We start from the raw sequence: 21085 nt of genomic DNA, 5'->3' as shown, positions 1-21085 counted from the left end.
CGGTGATCGGCAGATCATCGATGCCGTGGTTTGTTCCGCGGCGTTGCCGCATCGGCCGGCATTCGCTATGACTGGCGCAAATCCTCCAGCTTCGCGAAGGCATCATGGCGGCCTACCAGTACATCTACCATATGCACCAACTGTCGAAGGCCTATCCCGGCGGCAAGAAGGTCCTCGATAATGTCAATCTCTCCTTCTATCCCGGCGCCAAGATCGGCGTGCTCGGTCCCAATGGCTCGGGTAAATCGACCCTGCTCAAGATCATGGGCGGGCTCGATAAGGAATATTCCGGGGAGGCGTGGGCGGCCGAGGGGGTGAAGGTCGGCTATCTCCCGCAGGAACCGCAGCTTGATCCCACCAAATCGGTCCGCGAGAACGTCATGGAGGGCGTGGCCGAGAAGCAGGCCATTCTCGATCGCTATAACGAGCTGATGATGAACTACTCCGACGAGACGGCGGAGGAGGGATCCAAGCTGCAGGATATTATCGACAGCCAGAACCTGTGGGATCTCGATTCCCAGGTCGAGCAGGCCATGGATGCGCTGCGCTGTCCCCCGGATGATGCGGAGGTGAGCAAGCTCTCCGGTGGTGAGAAGCGCCGCGTCGCGCTCACCAAGCTCTTGTTGTCGAAGCCCGACCTGTTGCTCCTGGATGAGCCCACCAACCATCTGGACGCGGAATCGGTCGCCTGGCTCGAGCATTTCCTGAAGACTTACGACGGCACCGTCGTGCTCGTGACCCATGACCGCTATTTCCTCGACAATGTGACGGGATGGATCCTCGAGCTCGACCGGGGACGGGGTATTCCGTATGAGGGCAATTATTCGGCCTGGCTCGAGCAGAAGCAGAAGCGGCTCGAGCAGGAGGGGCGCGAAGAGGAGGCCCGTCAGCGCACCCTCAAGGACGAGCTGGAATGGGTGCGCCAGAGCCCGCGGGCGCGGCAGGCGAAATCCAAGGCGCGTCTCAACGCCTACGAGGAATTGCTCAACCAGGACGTGGCCGAGAAGGTCGCACGCCAACAGATCACCATTCCCCCCGGTCCGCGCCTGGGCAATGTGGTGATCGAGGCAGAGGATCTCACCAAGGCCTATGGCGACCGGCTGCTCATCGAAGGGCTCGATTTCAAGCTGCCCCCGGGCGGCATTGTCGGGGTGGTCGGCCCCAATGGCGCGGGCAAGACCACGCTGTTCCGAATGATCACCGGGCAGGAGACGCCCGACAAAGGCAGCCTCAGGATCGGCGAGACGGTGGTGCTCGGCTATGTCGACCAGTCGCGCGACACGCTCAACGCCAACAAGACCGTGTGGGAAGAGATTTCCGATGGCAATGATGTCATCTCGCTGGGCAAGCGGGAGGTTCCCTCACGCGCCTATGTGAGCTGGTTCAATTTCCGGGGCGGTGATCAGCAGAAGAAGGTGGGCGTGCTCTCAGGCGGTGAGCGAAATCGCGTTCACATCGCCAAGATGCTCAAGTCCGGCGCCAATGTAATCCTGCTGGACGAGCCGACCAATGATCTCGATGTGGACACGCTGAGGGCGCTCGAAGAGGCTTTGCTCGACTTTGCCGGATGCGCCGTAATCATCAGCCATGATCGCTGGTTCCTGGACCGTACGGCAACCCATATCCTCGCCTTCGAGGGCGACAGCCACGTGGAATGGTTCGAGGGCAATTTCGCGGCCTATGAAGAGGACAAGAAACGCCGCCTGGGCGAAGATGCCGTGCAGCCGCACCGGGTGAAGTACAAGCGTTTCGAGCGGGGCTGAGAGGATCAAGGAATTGATGATCACCCAATCTGATCAGTGCCCGTGCAGTTCGGGAAAGCCCTTCGGCCATTGCTGCGGGCCCTATATCGCCGGTGAAGCGGCGGCGCCCACGGCGGAGGCGCTGATGCGCTCGCGCTATTGCGCCTATGCGGTCCAGGCGATCGATTATCTCGAGGAAACGCTCGCCCCGAGCGCGCGCCGCGACTATGACCGACAGTCCGCGAGCGACTGGGCGCGCAACAGCGAATGGACGGGGCTCGAGGTGCTGGGCACGGAAGCCGGCGGGCCGCAAGATCGGGACGGCGTCGTCGAGTTCATCGCCCATTTCCGGGTCGATGGCACCGACCGCACCCATCACGAGACCTCGCGATTCACCCGACGGGACGGGCGCTGGTTCTATGTGGATGGCAGGGTCGGCCGCCGTCAGGAAACCGTGGTGCGGCAGACGCCCAAGGTCGGCCGCAACGATCCTTGCAGTTGTGGCAGCGGCAAGAAATACAAGAAATGCTGCGGGATGGCCGCCTGAGATCTCGGGCGGCAGCCTGCCAAGGGCTGTGGGCAGATTATGGTTTCGCTGCCTCGCCGATCGGTTCGTTACCGGGACGGGGCTGTGCCAATCATGTACCAGTCGAATAAAATCATTAGAATCGGGTAGCCTTTTCGTTCGGATCGGACGAAAGGATGTGCTGTCCACTGGTCTCGCGGGAGAACCAGCGTGCTCAAGCGGAAGACTGTGCCAATGAACAGGTTCGTTCTATTACTCTCCATACCGATTATGGCGCTCGCGGCGGGAACGGGTGCCTTTGCACAAAGCCGATCGTCCGAGGCGCTGGAGGCCTTCAGCGCGATCGTCAAGGCCAGGAATGCCGCGGAGGCTTGCGGGTTTCTCTCGTCGGACGAGATGGACGAGTTGAAGCATTATACGGCGCTGAGCGAGATCTCGGCGACGAAAGCATCTTCGGTCGCCGAGATGCAGGCGGTTCGCGACCGCGTCAGCAGCGAGTCGCCGCGGTGCTCCAGCAGCGAGGAACAATCGGTGCGCGCCATCATGGGTGAGGTGCGGACAGCGGTCGCAAGCAGCGGCAGTGGCCAGGCTGCGGCCGCCGCCGCGCCACGGGCGCCAGCGGTGACGCGAGCGCCGGAGACCGTGGTCCGGCAAGGCTTCGCCGCCGCTCCAACCCCACCGGCGCCCGTCGTGGTGCCGCCCGTGCAGAGCTCGAGCATCGCGCCTGTCAATCTCCGCGACCCGATCGCGCGGTATGGCGGCCAGGCCCGTGCCTATTTCCTCGAGCGCAAGTGCAACTATCTCGATTATGACACGGAGCTCGATTTCTGGCAGCGGCTGACCGCGCGCTATAAGGTCATGGTCACGCAGCACGCGCGGCGCCGGATCAATGCGGCGCAGATGGCCGGCGAGTCGGAGGCCAATGGCATCGCCTGCAGCAGCGCGGCGCGGGCGGCTGTGCTGGCCGGCTACAACGATCTGGTGGCCGTTTCCGGCCGGTAACAGTGATGTCAGCGCGGGCGGCCGCCGATAAAGCGCCGGAATAGCCGCCCAATGATCAGGGAGGACTATGGTGGCGAGGATCGGCTTTATCGGACTTGGGAACATGGGCGGGCCAATGGCGGCCAACCTGGTGAAGGCTGGCCACACGGTCCGCGGATATGACCTCGCCGCTGCGGCGGTCGAGAAATTCGCAGGTCTGGGTGGCCATCAGGCGGGCTCCATGGCGGAGGCGGTCAGAGGCGCGGATGTGGTGATCACCATGCTGCCCGCCGGCCAGCATGTGCGCGAGGCTTATCTGGGCGAGGGCGGCATTCTCGCAGCTGCCGCGTCCCATGCGCTCTTGATCGACTGTTCCACCATCGATGTCGACAGTGCCCGGGCGGTGGGCTCTGCTGCGGCCGAGAAGGGGCTGGCGATGGTCGATGCGCCGGTCTCCGGCGGTGTCGGGGGTGCCGAGGCTGCCACGCTGACCTTCATGGTTGGGGGACCGGAGGAGGCGTTCGCCAAGGCCCAGCCCTATCTTGCGGCGATGGGCAAGACCATCGTTCACACCGGTGCCAGCGGAACCGGTCAGGCCGCCAAGATCTGCAACAACATGATCCTTGGAATTTCGATGATCGCGGTGTGCGAAGCCTTTGCCCTTGCTGAAAAGCTTGGCCTTGATCATCAAAAGCTGTTCGATGTGTCTTCGAAATCTTCCGGACAGTGCTGGTCGCTGACCACCTATTGCCCTGTGCCGGGACCCGTGCCGACCTCGCCCGCCAATCGCGACTACAAGGCCGGGTTCACCGCCGCCATGATGCTCAAGGATCTCAAGCTCGCGCAGGATGCGTCCGCGGCTGTGGGCGCACAGACGCCACTCGGCGCCGAGGCGGAGGCCCTCTATTCGCGCTTTGCGGAGGCCGGGCATGGATCGGTCGACTTCTCCGGCATCATCAAGATGCTGCGCGAGCGCGGCTGAGACGATCGTCTATCGAATTGCACACGCGGGAAGATGCTGGCTAACAATCTATTCAGGATGTGTGTCAAGGCTTTCGCAAGATCCACGAAGCATTTGATTCACATTGTAAGAAAAATCCGGCATCTTTCCTCACGTCAAAGTCGTCTAAGCTTATGTTAACCCAGCGGTTTGAGACGATTTTAACGCGCATTGCCTGAACCTGCCGACCATAAGACGAGGACTGCGTAAGATCCTCCATTGGTCAGGCAGGTATCAGACATGAATGTCGCAAATGAGAGAGCTCCGCGTCCCGAAGGTGACCGCAAGGAAGCAATCAAGAGCAGCTATCTCGAGTCGCTGACGCTGATCGAGCGGTTGCATCGACGACTGCTCGATGTGGTAAAGGACGAGTTCGAGCGCACGGGCGAGCAGGAAATCAACGCCGTGCAGGCGCTGTTGCTGTTCAATATCGGCGACAGCGAGCTCACGGCAGGCGAGCTCAGGTCCCGCGGTCACTATCTCGGCTCAAACGTTTCCTACAACCTCAAGAAGCTGGTCGAGGGCGGCTATATCAACCACGAGCGCTCGCCGGCGGACAAAAGGTCGGTCCGGATCAGCCTGACACCGCGCGGGCAGGAGGTGCGGCGGCGGGTCGATGCGCTCTATGACCGGCATCTCGGCTCGATCGAGGCGGTCGGCGGCCTCTCGGCGGACGAGTTCTACCGGCTCAACCGGTCACTGGCGCGGCTCGAACGGTTCTGGCTCGATCAAATCCGTTACCGGCTGTAGCAAATTCGCATCACGTTGTATTAAAAGGCTTGAGATCGCAAAGGTTTAGGGGAGCCGGCGGAAGGTGGTTCATTCTGTTGCGGATCGTTAGGGTCCCGTTTACCTTAGGCGCGCCATAATTCCTTGCGTATGCTTTTTGACCGAAGTGTCTGAGGCTGCTAAGAGGCCATCATCATGATAGCCCTTGCGAAATGACCGGCTTGGCGGCCACTCAGCATCTTGTGAACAGTTTGGGACCCGATATGACGGCCAGTCTTGCCATTTTGCGTCGTTCCACCTCACGCCGCAAATTCCTTCTGGGAGGCCTCGCGGCCACCACGAGCTTGGTTGTCGGCTTCAGCGAGAGCGTCCGCGCCGAGGCGCCGGCCAATTTCTCGGCCTGGAACAGCGTTCAGCAGATGGCGCCGACCATCACCTATGTCGCGTATGGAAAGAACGTGCAGCCGATGCTCAACAGCATGAGCGAGGCGAGCCTTCAGGATGCCATCGCGCGCTACGAGATCATCGCCTCCCGCGGCGGTTGGCCAATGCTTCCGCCTGGCCAGAAGCTCAGCAAAGGCGGGCAGGGGCAGCTCGTGGGCATGCTGCGCGACCGGCTGGCGATCGAGGGCTACGGCGCGCATGGAGGCGCCGACCCGATGGTGTTTGACGCCGGACTTGCCGACGCCGTGAAGAAATTCCAGAAGAATCACGGGCTGATGACGACCGGCACGGTCGATAACGAGACGATCAATGCGCTCAATGTGCCGGTCGAGGAGCGGCTGTTCACCATGCGCGCAAATCTGCCGCGCATGAAGGAATATGCGAAAAATCTCGGTGCCCATTACATCACCATCAATATCCCCGCCACGCAGCTCGAGACGGTGGAGAATGGCACCGTCTATTCCGTGCACAATGTGGTGGTTGGCATGACAGACCGGCCGAGCCCGGTGGTGCTGAGCCGCGTGAGCGACGTGACCTTCAATCCTTACTGGATCGCACCGGCCAGCATCGTGAAGAAGGACATCATCCCGAAGGCGCAGAAGGACCCGAGCTTCCTCATCCAGCAGCGCATCCGCATCCATGACGGCCTCGGCGGACCCGAGATCGATCCGATGAGCATCGACTGGTCCACTCTCGATCCAGAGCGCTACATTTTCCGCCAGGATCCGGGCGATGACAATGCGATGGCGACGGTGAAGATCCACTTCCCCAACAAGTACGCCGTCTACATGCATGACACGCCCACCAAGAACCTGTTCACGGCCGAAGCGCGGTATTTCAGCTCGGGCTGCGTGCGCGTCGACCAGGTGCATATCGTGACGGAGTGGTTGTTGCGCGCCAATGCCGGGTGGGATCGCTCCCGCATCGAGCAGGTGATCGCGAGCGGCCAGAACACCAAGGTCGACGTGGTCCAGAACACACCGGTGCGCATGGTCTATATGACGGCTTGGGCGATGCCGGATGGCACCGTCAATTTCCGGCCTGATATCTATCGGCTCGATGGAACGGGCTTTGTCGCAGGCCAGCCAGAGCCGATCGACCAATATGCCGGGATGACGCCTCAACCGAGCGGTGGTGCGCAGCCGACCATGGCGGTCTCCGCGCCGGGCGGCCAAGCACCGGTTGCGGGTGCGCGTGACGCCTGGCAGCGGGCGAATGGCGGCACTTACTAGAGCGTGCCGGCCATCGTAGCGGCCCGGTATCGCTGAGATTGGGAAACGGCGGCATCTCGCAAGAGGCCGCCGTTTTACCTGCCATACGACCTCACACGTTCATGGAAGTGCGGCAATCCGCGACTGCGGCAATGGGTGCGCATGACCGGTCCTGATTGACATGTTAGGTGCTTGCCGTTGCACCAGGATCAAGAGATTCTAAGCTGCATTCCGCAGTGGCTGGGGTAAGCCTCGTCAGCACCGCCTATCCGCGCGGAATGCTCGCCGCCCCGGAGCTGCCGGCGCAAACTTGTCGACGCCTGCGCAGTCGGGGTGCCGACATCGTCGCGAGGTACCGATGGTCGACTATGACGCGATCTTTAGACACGCGGTTGGCGCCCTCAAGCAGGAGGGCCGGTATCGGTATTTCGCCGATCTGAAGCGCATGCGCGGCAAGTATCCTCGAGCGATCCTGCGCGGGGCAGATGGCGAACGCGAGGTCACAATCTGGTGCTCGAATGACTATCTGGGCATGGGGCAGCATCCCAAGGTCATTGCGGCGATGCACGAGGCGCTGGACGAGACGGGGGCGGGCTCGGGCGGCACCCGGAATATTTCGGGCACGACCCGTTATCATGTGGAGCTCGAGCGGGAACTCGCCGACCTTCATCAGAAGGACGGGGCGCTGCTGTTCAACTCGGGCTATATGGCCAATGAGGCGACGCTGTCGACGCTGGCGCGGCTCATGCCCGGCTGCATCATCCTGTCGGATGAGCTCAATCATGCCTCGATGATCGAAGGCATCAAGCACGGCCGCAGTGAGAAGCAGATCTTCCGGCATAACGATCTTGACGATCTCGAGCGGCGGCTCGCTCAGCTTCATCCCGATCGGCCAAAGATCGTGGCGTTCGAATCCGTCTATTCCATGGATGGGGATATCGCGCCGATCGCCGAGATCTGCGCGCTCGCCAAACGCTATGGCGCGCTGACCTATCTCGACGAGGTGCATGCGGTGGGGCTCTATGGCCCGCGGGGCGGTGGCATTGCCGAGCGGGATGGGGTTCTCGATCAGGTCGATATCATCGAGGGGACGCTTGCCAAGGCCTTCGGACTGATGGGCGGCTATATCACGGCCTCTGACGTGCTGATCGATGCGATCCGCTGCCATGCGCCGGGCTTCATCTTCACCACGTCGCTTGCGCCGGTGCTGGCAGCAGGAGCCGTCGCCAGCATCCGCCATTTGAAGATCTCGCAGGACGAGCGGGCGCGCCAGCAAAGGCAGGCGGCCAGGCTCAAGCAGATGCTCGGCGAGCGCGGCCTGCCAGTGATGGCGTCCCCCAGCCATATCGTGCCGCTGCTGGTGGGCGATCCCGTATCCTGCAAGCTGATCAGCGACCGGCTGCTGGATGAGTTCTCAATCTACGTGCAGCCGATCAACTATCCGACCGTGCCCCGGGGAACAGAGCGGCTGCGCCTGACCCCCGGCCCGTTGCATAGTGACGCGGATCTCGCCTTCCTCGTGGATGCGCTGGACGGGCTCTGGCAGCAATTGTCGCTCGATCGGGCCGCCTAGTCTTTACCCTAGGAAGTTTACCGCCACATTTGCCCTTCTCCGGTGCTTTGCCCGCACGCCGCTGTGTGCTAATGCGGCATCGGGTGCCATCCTCTTGCGTCAAAAGGAACTGCCGATGTCGACCTCAACCAGCCGGGATGTTGCGGCGCCGCAGCGCGCTTTCTTTAGCGAAAGCCTCAGCCAACGCGACCCCGACCTTGCCGCGGCCATCGCCAAGGAGCTCGGACGACAGCAGCACGAAATCGAGCTGATCGCTTCGGAGAATATCGTCTCGCGGGCGGTGCTTGAGGCGCAAGGATCGATCCTGACCAACAAATATGCGGAGGGTTATCCCGGCCGGCGCTATTACGGCGGCTGTCAATATGTCGATGTGGCTGAGGAGCTCGCCATCAGCCGCGCAAAGGCCCTGTTTGACTGCGGCTTTGCCAATGTGCAGCCTCATTCGGGCGCGCAGGCGAACCAGACGGTGTTCCTCGCGCTTCTGCAGCCGGGCGATACGTTCCTGGGCTTGAGCCTCGCGGCCGGCGGCCATCTCACCCATGGCGCTGCCCCGAACCTTTCGGGCAAGTGGTTCAAGGCGGTCCAGTACGGCGTGAGGAAGGATGATCACCTCATCGATTTCGACGAGGTTGCCCGCTTGGCGCGCGAGCATAAGCCAAAGCTGATCGTCGCCGGCGGTTCAGCCTATCCCCGCGTCATCGACTTCAAACGGTTCCGTGAGATCGCGGATGAGGTCGGGGCCTATTTCATGGTGGATATGGCTCATTTCGCCGGGTTGGTTGCGGCGGGCGTTCACCCAAGCCCGTTCCCCTATGCGCATGTGGCGACCACCACCACCCATAAGACCCTCCGGGGCCCGCGCGGCGGCATGGTGCTCACCAATGACGAGGAGATCGCGAAGAAGATCAATTCCGCGCTGTTCCCGGGGCTTCAGGGCGGGCCGCTCATGCATGTGATCGCGGCCAAGGCAGTGGCGTTCGGTGAGGCTTTGCAGCCGGAGTTCAAGACCTACGCGCGGACGGTGGTCGAGAATGCCAAGGTGCTCGCGGGCGTGCTCAAAGAAAACGGCTTCGATATCGTGTCCGGCGGCACCGATACGCATCTGATGCTCGTTGACCTGCGGCCCAAGGGGCTCAAGGGCAAGGATGCGGAAGCCGCACTGGGGCGCGCCAATATCACCTGCAACAAGAACGGGGTGCCGTTCGATCCGGAGAAGCCGACCGTCACATCCGGCATCCGCCTCGGCACGCCGGCGGCAACGACGCGCGGGTTCGGCCCGGCCGAGTTCCGCCAGGTGGGCGAGATGATCATCGAGGTGCTTGATGGCCTTGTGCACAATGGGGAACAGGGCAATGCTGCCGTTGAAGCAGCGGTCAAGCAAAAGGCGATCGACCTGACCAGCCGCTTCCCGATCTATAGCTGACGGGCTCAGCGGAAAGGGGGGTTTAGGGATGCGTTGCCCCTATTGCGGGAATACCGAGACACAAGTGAAGGATTCCCGGCCAACAGAGGACAATGGCGCCATCCGGCGCCGTCGCTTCTGCCCGGACTGCGGCGGCCGGTTCACCACCTTCGAGCGGGTACAGCTGCGTGAGCTGATCGTGGTCAAGCGGTCTGGCCGGCGGGTGCCGTTCGAGCGTGACAAGCTCATGCGGTCGCTCCAGATTGCCCTGCGCAAGCGGCCGGTGGACCCTGAACGGGTCGAGCGGATGGCCAGCGGTATAGTCAGGCGGCTTGAGAGCCAGGGCGAAACCGAAATCCGCTCCGAGACGATCGGCAAGCTGGTGATGGAGGCGTTGAAGGCACTCGACGACGTTGCCTATGTGCGCTTTGCCTCGGTCTACAAGAACTTCCGCGAGGCCAAGGATTTCGAGGAATTACTGGGAGAGCTGAGCGGCGAAGGGGAGCGCTCGCTCGACGAGACATCGGAATGAGTTCCAAGCCTGCCCCGCAGCCGGCCGCGGCTGATGTGCGGGGCCATGATGCGCATTTCATGGACCTCGCCCTGAGGCTTGGCCGGCGCAATCAAGGCAATACCGGCGCCAATCCGGCGGTCGGCTGCGTGATCGTGGATGAGGACGTCAGCCCGCCACGCATTATCGCGGTGGGCTGGACCGGCCGCGAGGGACGGCCGCATGCAGAACAGGTGGCGCTGGCGCGTGCAGGTGATCAGGCGCGCGGCAAGACCGCCTATGTGACGCTCGAGCCCTGCGCCCATTACGGCAAGACGCCGCCCTGCGCGAAAGGGCTCATCGATGCCGGCATCGCGCGAGTGGTCACGACATTCGATGACCCAGATCCACGCGTTTCCGGCCGCGGCAATGCGATGCTTCGCGCGGCGGGGATTGCGGTCGTCACCGGGGTTGGCAGCGCGGAAGCGAGGCTTGATCTTACGGGCTTTCTTTCGCGCATGGAGCGGGGCCGGCCGCATGTGATCCTCAAGCTTGCCGTCTCACCGGATGGCAAGATCGCCGAGCGGCCGGGCGTTGCCACCGCCATCACCGGCCCGCAAGCGCGAGCCCATAGCCATATGATGCGGGCAGCATCGGATGCCATTCTGGTGGGGCACCGCACGATCATCGTCGATGACCCACTGCTGACATGCCGCCTGCCCGGCATGACCGATCGCTCGCCAGTCCGGGTGGTGGTCGCCTCCGCCGGGCTCATTCCCCTGCAGGCAAGCCTGTTGCGTGATGTGAGCGTCACGCCGGTCTGGGTTTTGGCGCAGCGAGAGCCTTCGCCCGGGGCGTGGACCGCACTCGAATCGCTCGGGGTTTCCATGATCATCTGCGGCGGCGATCCCGAGGGGGTTGATCTCGCGCGCGGCCTTCATGAACTTGCGCAGCGCGGGATCGGGCGGGTGCTGGTGGAAGGGGGCGCCGTCATCGCCAGGGCCTTACTCGAGGCAGATCTGGTGGATGAGGTCGCCTTATTCACAGCCTCGCGCCCGTTGGGTCCAGCGGGTGTCGATGCGCTGGCGGGCTTGCCGCTCGGCGCCATTACCCAGTCGGAGCGCTTCGTTGCGACCGGGCAAGAAAGATTTGGCGAAGATCGGCTGACGGTCTATGTCAGGCGGTTGCAGCTCACCATATAGGGGCGGCTGGCCATACGGGCTGGCGCTAGGGCATATTGATGTTTACCGGAATTGTTACAGATATCGGCGAGCTGGTCGACATGCGCGACGAGGGCGACCGGCGGCTGAGCATTGCCTGTGGCTATGATCCCGAGGAAATCGCCATCGGGGCCTCGATCGCCTGCGCCGGCATTTGTCTCACGGTGATTGAGACGGGGCGCCACAAGAATGATCGGGGTTTGTTCGTGGTGCAGGCCTCGCAGGAGACGCTGAATTTCACAACGCTCGGTGGCTGGAAAATCGGCCAGAGGATCAATCTTGAGCGGGCGCTCAAGCTCGGCGATGAGCTCGGCGGCCACCTGGTCACAGGACATGTGGATGGGGTGGCCGAGGTGCTGAGCCGCGAGGATGAGGGCCAGTCGGTCAGGTTCACCTTTGCTGCTCCAGAGCATCTGGCGAAATTCATCGCCCCAAAGGGCGCGGTGACCCTCGATGGCACCTCGCTCACGGTGAACGAAGTGGATGGCAATGTGTTCGGCGTGAATATCATTCCGCACACCCAGCAGGTGACGACCTGGGGCGGGGTTCGCCCGGGGGATCGCGTTAACATTGAAATCGATATGATGGCGCGTTATGTGGCGCGGCTGAACGCCTATGCCTGAGCGCGCAGGCCATCACCCGAGATTGAGGCAGTATCGCACATGAGCTTTCCGCGCATATTGATCATCGAGGCGCGCTTTTACGACGAGCTGCTCGACGAGCTGGTCCGCGGCGCGGTCGAGGCCCTGGAAGAAGAGGGCGCGAGTTTCGAGCGGATCAGCGTGCCCGGCGCGCTCGAGATCCCGGCCGCGATCAGCTTTGCCGAGGCGGGCGGCAAAGCCAGGTTTGACGGTTATGTCGCACTCGGTTGCGTCATTCGCGGGGAGACTTACCATTTCGAGGTGGTGGCAAATGAGTCAGCGCGCGCCTTGATGGACCTCAGCATCAATCGCGGCCTTGCCATCGGCAATGGTATCTTGACGGTTGAGGATGATGATCAAGCCTGGGCACGGGCCCGGGTTGACGGATTGAACAAGGGTGGAGCGGCGGCACGGGCCGCTGTGCAGATGGCGCGGCTCAAGCTCGAGCTGCAGGAATAGCGGGATGTCGCAGCAGGTGAAAAAATCCTCAGTGCCGGTTCTCAGCGCCCGAACGGCGGCGCGGCTGGGTGCGGTGCAGGCGCTCTATCAGATGGATGTGGTGCAGGCCCCCCTGGCGGATGTGCTCGCGGAATTCGGCTCGTGGCGACTCGGCAATGATTTCGATGACGGCCAATGCGGGCCGGCGGATTTTCCTTTCCTGCGCGATATCGTGACCGGCGTTCTGCGCGAGCAGTTGCGGATCGATCCCTTGATCAACAGCGCGCTCGCGGAAGGGTGGACGCTCAACCGGCTCGATTCCACCCTGCGCGCGATCGTGAGGGCTGCCACCTATGAGCTGATCGCCCGGCCGGACGTGCCGGTGAGGGTGGTCATCAACGAGTATCTCCAAGTCACCAATGCATTCTTCGGCGATGACGAGCGCCGGTTCGTCAATGGCGTGCTCGACCGGCTCGGTCGTGATATTCGCGCCGGGGAATTCTCCGCCTAGAGCGTTTTGCTTTTCGGCGACTGCGTGCCCATTCGCCCGAGGAGGCTGAGGACATGCCCACGCGCGAACAGGCCTTGATTCAGGCGATTTTCGCCCCCCTAACCGCGGGCTTCGAGGGGGCTGTCCATCTGCGCGATGATGCGGCGAGCTTCACGCCGGCCCCGGGCATGGATCTCGTGGTGACCACAGACAGCCTGGTCGCGGATGTGCATTTCCTGCGCAACGATGACCCGGCTCTGATCGCGAAGAAGGCGCTCAGGGTCAATCTCTCCGACCTTGCCGCAAAGGGCTCCGTCGCCCGCGCCTATCTCCTGGCCATTGCGCTCTCACCATCCGAGGATGAGGCCTGGCTCAAGCGGTTCGCACGAGGGCTCGAAGAGGATCAGGAGCGTTTCGGCTGCGCCCTGATCGGTGGCGATACCGTCGCAAAGCCCGGGCCGCTCAGCCTGACGATCACAGCTTTCGGCGAGGTGCCTGCGGGCCGCATCGTGCGCCGGGGTGGCGGGCGGGCAGGGGACATGCTCTTCGTCTCCGGCACGATCGGTGACGGTGCCTTGGGGCTCAGGGCAGCACAGGGAAAATTCCAGGGCCAGGCAGCCGATGACCTCAAGCAGCGCTATTGGCTACCGCAGCCTAGGGTTGAGCTTGCGCCTGTGCTGCTTGCCCATGCGCATGCCGCCATGGATATTTCCGATGGCTTGATCGGTGATCTCGGCATGTTGTGCGAAGCCTCGGGCCTGTCGGCCGAGATTGTGGCGGAGAAGGTGCCGTTATCGGCCGGTGCGCGAAGCCTCGTTGCGGGCGATCCAAGCCTGCTCGAGACGTGCCTTACCGGAGGCGATGATTACGAGATCCTCTGCGCCATTCCACCGGAACGGGCGCCAGCCTTCGCGCAGGAGGCTGCGGCAGCGTGCATTCCGGTTACGGCAATCGGGCAGATGGTCGAGGGATCAAATCCGCCCCTGTGCCGTGATGCAGCGGGGCGGCCCATGACATTCGCGCGCAGCTCCTACAGCCATATTCCGTAATCGTCATTGAAGCGCGGCGAAAGCAGGACTAGTCTCCGCGGGCGATGACAACTGCCGCAACCACCTCCCCAGCCCTCACGGATGACCGGCAGGCCCGCCGCAACGCGCTGCTGCTGGCAGCCGCACAGGCGCTCTATTCCTCGAATTCGGTGATCATCATCACCACGGGCGGGCTCATTGGCAGCATGCTTGCGCCAAGCCCGGTCTGGGCCACGGTGCCGGTTTCAGCCTTCGTGGTCGGGACCGCGACCAGCACCGTGCCAGCCTCGCTGCTTATGGGGCGCGTGGGGCGGCGGAGCGGGTTCCTCATCGGCGCGTTGATCGGGATGCTGGGGGCGTTTTTTGCGGCTTTTGCGATCTACCAGCGCAGCTTTGCACTGTTCTGCCTGGCGACGCTGATCAGCGGCAGCTATCAGGCCTTCGGTCAATATTACCGGTTCGCGGCGGCCGATACCGCTTCCCCAAGCTTCAGGCCACGGGCCATTGCCTGGGTGATGATCGGCGGGATCATCTCGGCCTTCATCGGGCCCTTCGTGGTCATGGGCACGCGCGATCTGTTGGCGCCGGTCACCTTCGCCGGCTGCTATCTCGCATCCGCCATGCTCGCGATCCTGGCGATGGGCGTGCTCGCCTTTCTCGACATACCGCTGGTGCGCCAGGGATCTCATGGGGGAAACGCGCGCCCCTTGCCCGAGATCCTGAAGCAGCCGCGGCTCATCGTGGCCATCATCGCGGGCATGATGAGCTTCGGCATGATGAATTTCGTCATGACCTCGACGCCGCTCGCCATGGTCGGCTGCGGGTTCAGCTTCGATGCGGCGGCGTGGGTCATTCAATGGCATGTGCTGGCCATGTATGTGCCGAGCTTCTTCACGGGCCGGCTGATCAGCCGGTTCGGGGCACCGCTCATCGTGGCCGCCGGCATGGTGCTTCTGGCGGGCGCCGGGGTTGCGGGCCTCACCGGCATCAGCTTCGGGCATTTTTCCGCAGCCCTCATCCTGCTCGGCATCGGCTGGAATTTCGGCTTTGTCGGCGCGACCACGATGGTCACCGATTGCTACCAGACCTCCGAACGAAGCAAGGTTCAGGCGGTCAATGACTTCGCCGTGTTTACGACGGTTGCGCTCTCCTCGCTTTCCTCGGGCCAGCTCCTCAGCCTGTTCGGCTGGGAAGCGGTGACGCTATCGCTGTTCCCGATGGTTGGACTGGTGCTCGTGCTCCTGGCCTGGCTCTGGTTCAGTAACCATCGACGCATCGCGGTTGAGCCGTAATCGTCCAGAGCGCGAGGTCAGTTTTGACCACACGTGAGCCGCAAGTTCCGCAAAATTGAGCGGGCAGTTCTTTCAAGATTCCCAAAACAGCACATCCAGAGTGAGACGGCGTCCCGGCCAGTTTTCGCGTCCGATTCTCTTCTGCCCGCACTCTCGCTGCGAAAAAAGCCTTCGTGCTGTTCCTTAAAGGGGGATTGCGCAAAGTTCCGCGGCAGATTTCGCATTGCAGCATGCCTCGCCGTCCCTGGCGCGAGTGCCTGAGATCATTGGGTTTATTATCACACTGTGCAGTATTCGCGGACAGGCGCCGGTTGCCTGGCGCCATTCTTGTTGCAACGCGCAGCAGAATTCGGTGATCATCCTTCCAACTCTGCGTCGGGCGAAATGGGCTCAAGCCCAGCGGCCAAGACAAGGCCGGCTGGACCTGAGGGGATTGTGTGGAAAGCTCAGGGAAGAACAAATGACTCTCCAAATCTGGCTGATCATAGCGTGCGGGGCGTTGTCGATCGTCTATGGCATATGGGCCATCCAGTCGCTCATGGCGGCTGATGGCGGGAATGCCCGGATGCGCGAAATTGCTGGTGCCGTGCAGGAAGGCGCCATGGCCTATCTCGCGCGGCAATACACCACCATCGCCATTGTCGGCGTCGTCATCTTCATTATCGTCGCCTTGCTGCTCGGCGTGCCGGTGGCCATCGGCTTTGCAGTGGGCGCCATTCTGTCGGGGGCGGCAGGCTATATCGGCATGCTGGTCTCGGTGCGCGCCAATGTCCGCACCGCACAGGCGGCAACCCAGAGCCTTGCGTCAGGTTTAGGGATCGCGTTCAGGGCGGGTGCGGTGACCGGGCTTCTGGTTGCAGGCCTCGCATTGCTGGCGGTCGCGGTCTATTTCATGGTGCTCACCCAGATCCTGGGCTATGCACCTGGCGACCGGGTGGTCATTGACGCGCTCGTGGCACTCGGCTTTGGCGCTTCCCTGATCTCCATCTTCGCCCGTCTTGGCGGCGGCATCTTCACCAAAGGCGCGGATGTGGGCGGCGACCTCGTGGGCAAGGTCGAGGCCGGCATTCCGGAGGATGATCCGCGAAACCCGGCGACCATCGCAGATAATGTGGGCGACAATGTCGGCGACTGTGCAGGCATGGCCGCCGACCTGTTCGAAACCTATGCGGTGACCGTGGTCGCGACCATGGTGCTTGCCTCCATCTATTTCGCGGGCACCGCTTTGGCTGGGCCGATGATGATCTATCCGCTGGCAATCGGGGCCGCCTGCGTGATCACCTCGATCATCGGCACCTTCTTCGTGCGTCTGGGCTCAAGCCAATCCATCATGGGTGCGCTTTACAAGGGGGTGATCGTCACCGGTATCCTGTCGCTCCTGGCGCTGCTGCCGGTCACGGCAATGATTGTGGGCCTCTCCACGGAAATGACGGTCGGGGATCGTACATTCACCGGCTGGGATCTGTTCTGGTGCGGTGTGGTCGGCCTGGCGGTCACCGCCCTCATCATCGTGATCACCGAATATTATACCGGCACCAATTTCCGGCCGGTGAAGTCGATCGCGCAGGCCTCGGTTTCGGGTCACGGGACCAATGTGATCCAAGGGCTTGCGATCTCGCTCGAGGCAACGGCCCTTCCGGCCCTGGTCATCGTCGCGGCGATCATCATCGCCTATAGCCTTGCGGGCCTGTTCGGGATCGCCATCGCCGTCACCACCATGCTGGCGCTCGCGGGCCTCATCGTCGCGCTCGATGCCTTCGGACCGGTGACGGACAATGCAGGCGGGATCGCCGAAATGGCAGACCTGCCGGCGGATGTGCGCAAGACGACCGACGCGCTCGATGCGGTCGGCAATACCACCAAGGCGGTCACCAAGGGCTATGCCATCGGCTCGGCCGGTCTCGGCGCGCTGGTGCTGTTTGCGGCCTATACAGAGGACCTGCGGCATTTCACAAGCAACGCGGCGCAGTTCCCCTATTTCAATGGCATTGGCGATATCACCTTCTCGCTCTCCAACCCCTACGTGGTGATCGGGCTCATGCTGGGCGGCCTGTTGCCCTATCTTTTCGGCGGCATCGCGATGACCGCGGTCGGGAGGGCGGCAAGCGCGATCGTGGAAGAGGTGCGGCGGCAATTCCGGGAAAAGCCGGGTATCATGGAGGGGCGCGATCGGCCCGACTACAAGACGGCCGTCGACCTTCTGACCAAGGCGGCGATCAAGGAAATGATCGTGCCCTCGCTGTTACCGGTGCTCTCGCCGATCGTGGTCTATTTCGTGATCAATGCCATTGCCGGCAAAAATGCTGCCTTCTCGGCGCTGGGGGCCATGCTCCTGGGCGTCATCATCACCGGCCTGTTCGTCGCGATTTCCATGACGGCGGGCGGTGGTGCGTGGGACAATGCCAAGAAGTTCATCGAGGATGGTCATCACGGTGGCAAGGGATCGGACGCGCACAAGGCGGCGGTCACGGGTGACACGGTGGGCGATCCTTACAAGGATACGGCCGGGCCGGCGGTCAATCCGATGATCAAGATAACCAATATCGTCGCACTGCTGCTGCTGGCGGTGCTCGCCCATAGCGGCTGAGGTCGATCACATGCCCCCCCGCGGACATTGAGCCGTCTGCGGGGAGCTCAAGAATCGCAATCTAAGGTTGTGAAAAGGTTCTAGGCCTATTCTCGCTCCAGTATCACTGATTGGAGCGAGATTGAGCCCATGGCTGATCTTAACACTGTCTATCACGCGCAGATGACGGCGCTAAACCAATTCCGCGCAACCTATGGCTCGCCAATGGCCAGCGGCAATAGCTGGGATGTTGCGATGGCGATGCTGAGGGCGGCCAAGACTGTCGGCGCGAGCCAGGGGGAGGCGCTGAGCGTCCTCAATACAATCGTTCAGCAGTCCCCTGACCTTACTTACAATGGGGAGGATATGAGCTTCATCCAGTTCGCCTCGGCCGGCATTTTCTAGAATGCATCCGCGCCCGTCCGAGCCCGCAGCCCCGACAGCATCAGCTGGACGGTTGGCGCGGTGTGATTGGCGTGATCTGCCCGAGGGCGAGATGATCCTCGAGCAGAGCCGCCGCCGACAGGAGTGCGGCCTCCGCATGGGCCGGTGCCACCAATTGTAAGCCCACCGGCAGGCCTGCTGCGGTGAAACCCGCGGGGATCGATATGGCGGGTGAGGAGACAAGCGTGATCGCATAGGCGATCGCCAGCCAGTCGATATAGGTGTTGAGGGCTTGGCCCGCGCATTCCGCGAGATAGCGCTGCTCGATGGGGAAAGCGGCCACTATGGTCGCGGGGCACAGGAGCAGGTCATAATCCCCAAAGAAGGCCGCCATCCGGTTGAACATGGCGGCGCGCTGTGCTTCGGCGCGGGCAATGTCGCGGGTGGTGAGCCTCAGCCCCTGCTCGATGTTCCAGACGACATCGGGCTTCAGCAGATTGCGATGGCTGTCATAGAGCGCACCAAGACCCGTCACGAAGTTGCGGGCACGCAGCACCTGGAAGCACTCATGGGCTTCAGAGAGATCGGGATGAGCCTCCTCAACGACGACGCCTGCCTCGCCGAAGCGATGAGCGGCGCGCCGGCAGGTTTCGGCGACCTCAGGGTCGACCGGCGTTATGCCGAGATCGGCGCTGAAGGCGATGCGGCGTGGTGCCTTCCGGCTGCGCGCAGCGTCCAGAAAGCTCGTGGCAGGGCGAGGGCGGGAGCGGGGATCCTCGGGGGATGATCCGGTCATCGCATCAAGCAAGAGCGCCAGATCCTCGACATCGCGCGCCATGGGGCCCTCAACCGAGAGGGTATCATCGATGATCGCGCCGGGGGTGAAGGCAATGCGACCGGGGGAGGGGCGCAGGCCCACCACGCCGCAGAAGCTCGCGGGATTGCGCAGCGAGCCTCCCATATCCGAGCCATGGGCGAGCCAGGCGGTGCCGGAGGCGAGTGCGGCTGCCGCACCGCCAGACGAGCCGGCCGTCGTGCGGCTCAGATCCCAGGGATTGCGCGTTGCCCCGAATACCTCGTTGAAGGTCTGCCCGCCCGCTCCGAATTCGGGGGTATTGGATTTGGCATAGATCAGGGCGCCCTCGGCTTCGAGATGCTCAACCAGGATGTCGGAGCGCTCAGGCCTGGTGTCGGCGAAGATCAGAGAGCCGCGGGTCGAGCGGACGCCCGCAACATCGGTCAGATCTTTGATCGGCAGGGGTATGCCGGCGAGCAGGCCGCGCTCATCGATCGGGCGTCGCATCAGCTCATCTGCGGCTTTGCGGGCACGATCAAAGCAGAGGATGGGCAGCGCGTTCACGGCCGGTTCGACCTCGGCAATCCGGGTCTCGAGCGCATCAAGCAGCTCGTGAGGCGAGACGTCGCCGCGCTTGAGCAGGGTCACGACATCGCGGGCACGCAGGGCAATAAGATCAGATGAGGCGGTCAAAGCACTTTCCCCCTGCCGGCCGATACCAGTCATCGGCACGGTTGAACGTTTATCAAGGATTGTAACGTCGAGGAGATGCGGGCGAACAGGGCTATTGCTTCCATACCCACAACCGGCACCCGATGACCATTCCGTTTGGTTTTGTCGTTGCAGCGGCTCCGCTCCAGCAACCGCGGCAAGGTACCGGGATCGGATCACATGCCCCGTCTCAGCATGCTCACATTCCAGTCGCGGTGCCAGGCGATCAGGCCCCAGATCATGCCGATCAGCATCCAGAAGTGCCGCCAGTGATCGGTGTCGACGATCAGCCCCTCGAGCGCGAGTGGAATGAAGGTGGAAGCCAGCACAATGGCATAGCCGCGCCAAGGGGTGGTGGAGAAGACCATGCGCAGGATGCCGACAATGCTGCCCACCACGAGCGCGATATAGGCGACACCACCAAGCCAGCCCGTCTGCAGGAACATATAGAGATAAACATTGTGAGGCTGCTCGCCCCAGAAATAGCCGAAATCATCTTGGCCATAGCCGAGGGGGGCGGCGAGGATCCAGCGGATCGCGAGCGCCTGGCCATCGAAACGGCCGCTGCCGCCGCTGTCATAGCTCTGATTGAGGCCGGCGCGCACCGACAGCATCTCGCTCACCCCCGGCAGGTTCAAGGCGGCGACGATGGCGAGGGCGAAAATGACGATGGCGCAGATACCGAGAAAGATGATCCGCAGGTTGAAGGCGCGGTCGCGGCTGGTGGCGACCAGCAGGACGACGCAGATCAGGGTCGAGAGCGCGAAATGCCCCCAGGCGCCGCGCGAGAAGCTCAGAAAGAGGCCGAGCACCACCACCAGCAGCATGGCCAGCCATATGAGCCCTTTGGCGAGCGGGCGCGTCAGGACCAGCTGCAAGGCATAGATGCCGCCCACGATGAGGAAGGGGCCGAAGACGTTCGGGTCCTTGAAGGCGCCTTTGGCACGGCCATACTCGGTGAAGAGCTCGTGAGTGCCGGGCATGAGGTTGAAATAACCGATGATACCGAGCGCTGCTGAGATGACGGCGGCCGCCGCATGGCCGCCGAGGATCGCCTTAAGGCCGCGATCCGGATTGGTGTAGGTTGCGCTCGCGACGATGAACATGATCACCATGAGATAGCAGGTGATGATCATGTGCATGCTGCTGTCGGCAAGGTCCTTGGTCTGGGTGAGGGCAATGAAGCCGCAGAGGAGGATGACGACGCAGAGCACGATCAATGGGCTTAGGCTGCCGGGGATGCGCAGGCCCATGATCAGGGTGAGGCCGCCCAGCGCCAGGATCGAAAGGTCGAATGGCGCCGGCTCGACCATCACCAGGAAGCCCAAGGCAAAGCACAGCCATAAAAGGCCATAGCCCAGGTCATCGATCGACCAGCCAGAGAGGGTCCGGTTTCTGATGAGGTAGTCCGCCATCGCGGC

Annotated in this window: 19 protein-coding genes; 17 read left to right on the top strand and 2 right to left on the bottom strand. The window is 62.7% G+C overall.

From position 1 onward, the window contains the following. The first annotated feature begins 104 nt into the window (after positions 1-104). The 17 genes from ettA to RCF49_RS02135 all read left to right on the top strand — a co-directional run bounded on the left by ettA (position 105) and on the right by RCF49_RS02135 (position 18178). On the top strand, positions 105-1763 hold the full coding sequence (ettA, locus tag RCF49_RS02215) for an energy-dependent translational throttle protein EttA (RefSeq protein WP_342642419.1): 1659 nt from the start codon (positions 105-107) through the stop codon (positions 1761-1763). Between the two features lie 16 nt (positions 1764-1779). Beyond that, complete coding sequence (locus tag RCF49_RS02210; protein WP_342642418.1) at positions 1780-2289, top strand: YchJ family protein; 510 nt, start codon at positions 1780-1782, stop codon at positions 2287-2289. Positions 2290-2502: 213 nt separating this feature from the next. Next, positions 2503-3270, top strand: a complete 768-nt coding sequence (locus tag RCF49_RS02205; protein ID WP_342642417.1) for a hypothetical protein — start codon at positions 2503-2505, stop codon at positions 3268-3270. Between the two features lie 67 nt (positions 3271-3337). Then, positions 3338-4231 carry a 3-hydroxyisobutyrate dehydrogenase gene (gene mmsB / locus RCF49_RS02200; protein WP_342642416.1) on the top strand — a complete coding sequence of 298 codons (894 nt, stop codon included), beginning with the start codon at positions 3338-3340 and terminating at the stop codon, positions 4229-4231. A gap of 258 nt (positions 4232-4489) precedes the next feature. Beyond that, positions 4490-4999, top strand: a complete 510-nt coding sequence (gene ldtR, locus RCF49_RS02195) for a transcriptional regulator LdtR (protein WP_342642415.1) — start codon at positions 4490-4492, stop codon at positions 4997-4999. 242 nt (positions 5000-5241) lie between these two features. Then, positions 5242-6654: a L,D-transpeptidase family protein gene (locus RCF49_RS02190; RefSeq protein ID WP_342642414.1), complete on the top strand. Its 1413-nt coding sequence runs from the start codon at positions 5242-5244 to the stop codon at positions 6652-6654. Between the two features lie 337 nt (positions 6655-6991). Beyond that, positions 6992-8206 carry a 5-aminolevulinate synthase gene (gene hemA, locus RCF49_RS02185; RefSeq protein ID WP_342642413.1) on the top strand — a complete coding sequence of 405 codons (1215 nt, stop codon included), beginning with the start codon at positions 6992-6994 and terminating at the stop codon, positions 8204-8206. Positions 8207-8321: 115 nt separating this feature from the next. Then, complete coding sequence (gene glyA, locus RCF49_RS02180) at positions 8322-9629, top strand: serine hydroxymethyltransferase (RefSeq protein ID WP_342642412.1); 1308 nt, start codon at positions 8322-8324, stop codon at positions 9627-9629. Positions 9630-9657: 28 nt separating this feature from the next. Further along, the gene (gene nrdR / locus RCF49_RS02175) at positions 9658-10140 is read left to right on the top strand and encodes a transcriptional regulator NrdR (protein ID WP_342642411.1); all 483 of its coding nucleotides are present in this window, start codon (positions 9658-9660) and stop codon (positions 10138-10140) included. Beyond that, entirely contained in the window at positions 10137-11300 is a 1164-nt protein-coding gene (gene ribD, locus RCF49_RS02170; RefSeq protein ID WP_342642410.1) for a bifunctional diaminohydroxyphosphoribosylaminopyrimidine deaminase/5-amino-6-(5-phosphoribosylamino)uracil reductase RibD, read from the top strand. Before nrdR ends, ribD begins: the two co-directional genes overlap by 4 nt. Before the next feature lie 38 nt (positions 11301-11338). After that, the gene (locus tag RCF49_RS02165) at positions 11339-11941 is read left to right on the top strand and encodes a riboflavin synthase (RefSeq protein ID WP_342642409.1); all 603 of its coding nucleotides are present in this window, start codon (positions 11339-11341) and stop codon (positions 11939-11941) included. Positions 11942-11980: 39 nt separating this feature from the next. Beyond that, the gene (gene ribH / locus RCF49_RS02160; protein WP_342642408.1) at positions 11981-12418 is read left to right on the top strand and encodes a 6,7-dimethyl-8-ribityllumazine synthase; all 438 of its coding nucleotides are present in this window, start codon (positions 11981-11983) and stop codon (positions 12416-12418) included. Between the two features lie 4 nt (positions 12419-12422). Beyond that, positions 12423-12908 (top strand): transcription antitermination factor NusB, encoded by a 486-nt coding sequence (gene nusB, locus RCF49_RS02155; RefSeq protein WP_342642407.1) that lies wholly within the window; start codon positions 12423-12425, stop codon positions 12906-12908. Positions 12909-12961: 53 nt separating this feature from the next. Next, complete coding sequence (gene thiL / locus RCF49_RS02150) at positions 12962-13936, top strand: thiamine-phosphate kinase (RefSeq protein ID WP_342642406.1); 975 nt, start codon at positions 12962-12964, stop codon at positions 13934-13936. Positions 13937-13980: 44 nt separating this feature from the next. After that, positions 13981-15207 carry an MFS transporter gene (locus RCF49_RS02145; protein ID WP_342642405.1) on the top strand — a complete coding sequence of 409 codons (1227 nt, stop codon included), beginning with the start codon at positions 13981-13983 and terminating at the stop codon, positions 15205-15207. Between the two features lie 460 nt (positions 15208-15667). After that, complete coding sequence (locus RCF49_RS02140; protein ID WP_342642404.1) at positions 15668-17794, top strand: sodium-translocating pyrophosphatase; 2127 nt, start codon at positions 15668-15670, stop codon at positions 17792-17794. Positions 17795-17923: 129 nt separating this feature from the next. Further along, a complete protein-coding gene (locus RCF49_RS02135; RefSeq protein ID WP_342642403.1) occupies positions 17924-18178 on the top strand; it encodes a hypothetical protein in 255 nt (84 codons plus the stop codon). A gap of 40 nt (positions 18179-18218) precedes the next feature. On the opposite strand, the gene RCF49_RS02130 is transcribed toward RCF49_RS02135, so the two are convergent. Further along, a complete protein-coding gene (locus tag RCF49_RS02130) occupies positions 18219-19646 on the bottom strand; it encodes an amidase (RefSeq protein WP_342642402.1) in 1428 nt (475 codons plus the stop codon). A 194-nt stretch (positions 19647-19840) separates the two neighbouring features. After that, complete coding sequence (locus tag RCF49_RS02125) at positions 19841-21079, bottom strand: O-antigen ligase family protein (protein ID WP_342642401.1); 1239 nt, start codon at positions 21077-21079, stop codon at positions 19841-19843. Between the last annotated feature and the right edge of the window lie 6 nt (positions 21080-21085).

The sequence above is a fragment of the Rhodoligotrophos sp. CJ14 genome, assembly GCF_038811545.1.
GTDB lineage: Bacteria > Pseudomonadota > Alphaproteobacteria > Rhizobiales > Im1 > Rhodoligotrophos > Rhodoligotrophos ferricapiens.
Note: the sequence above shows the minus strand (reverse complement) of the source record. Positions and strands in the feature narration are given on the sequence as shown.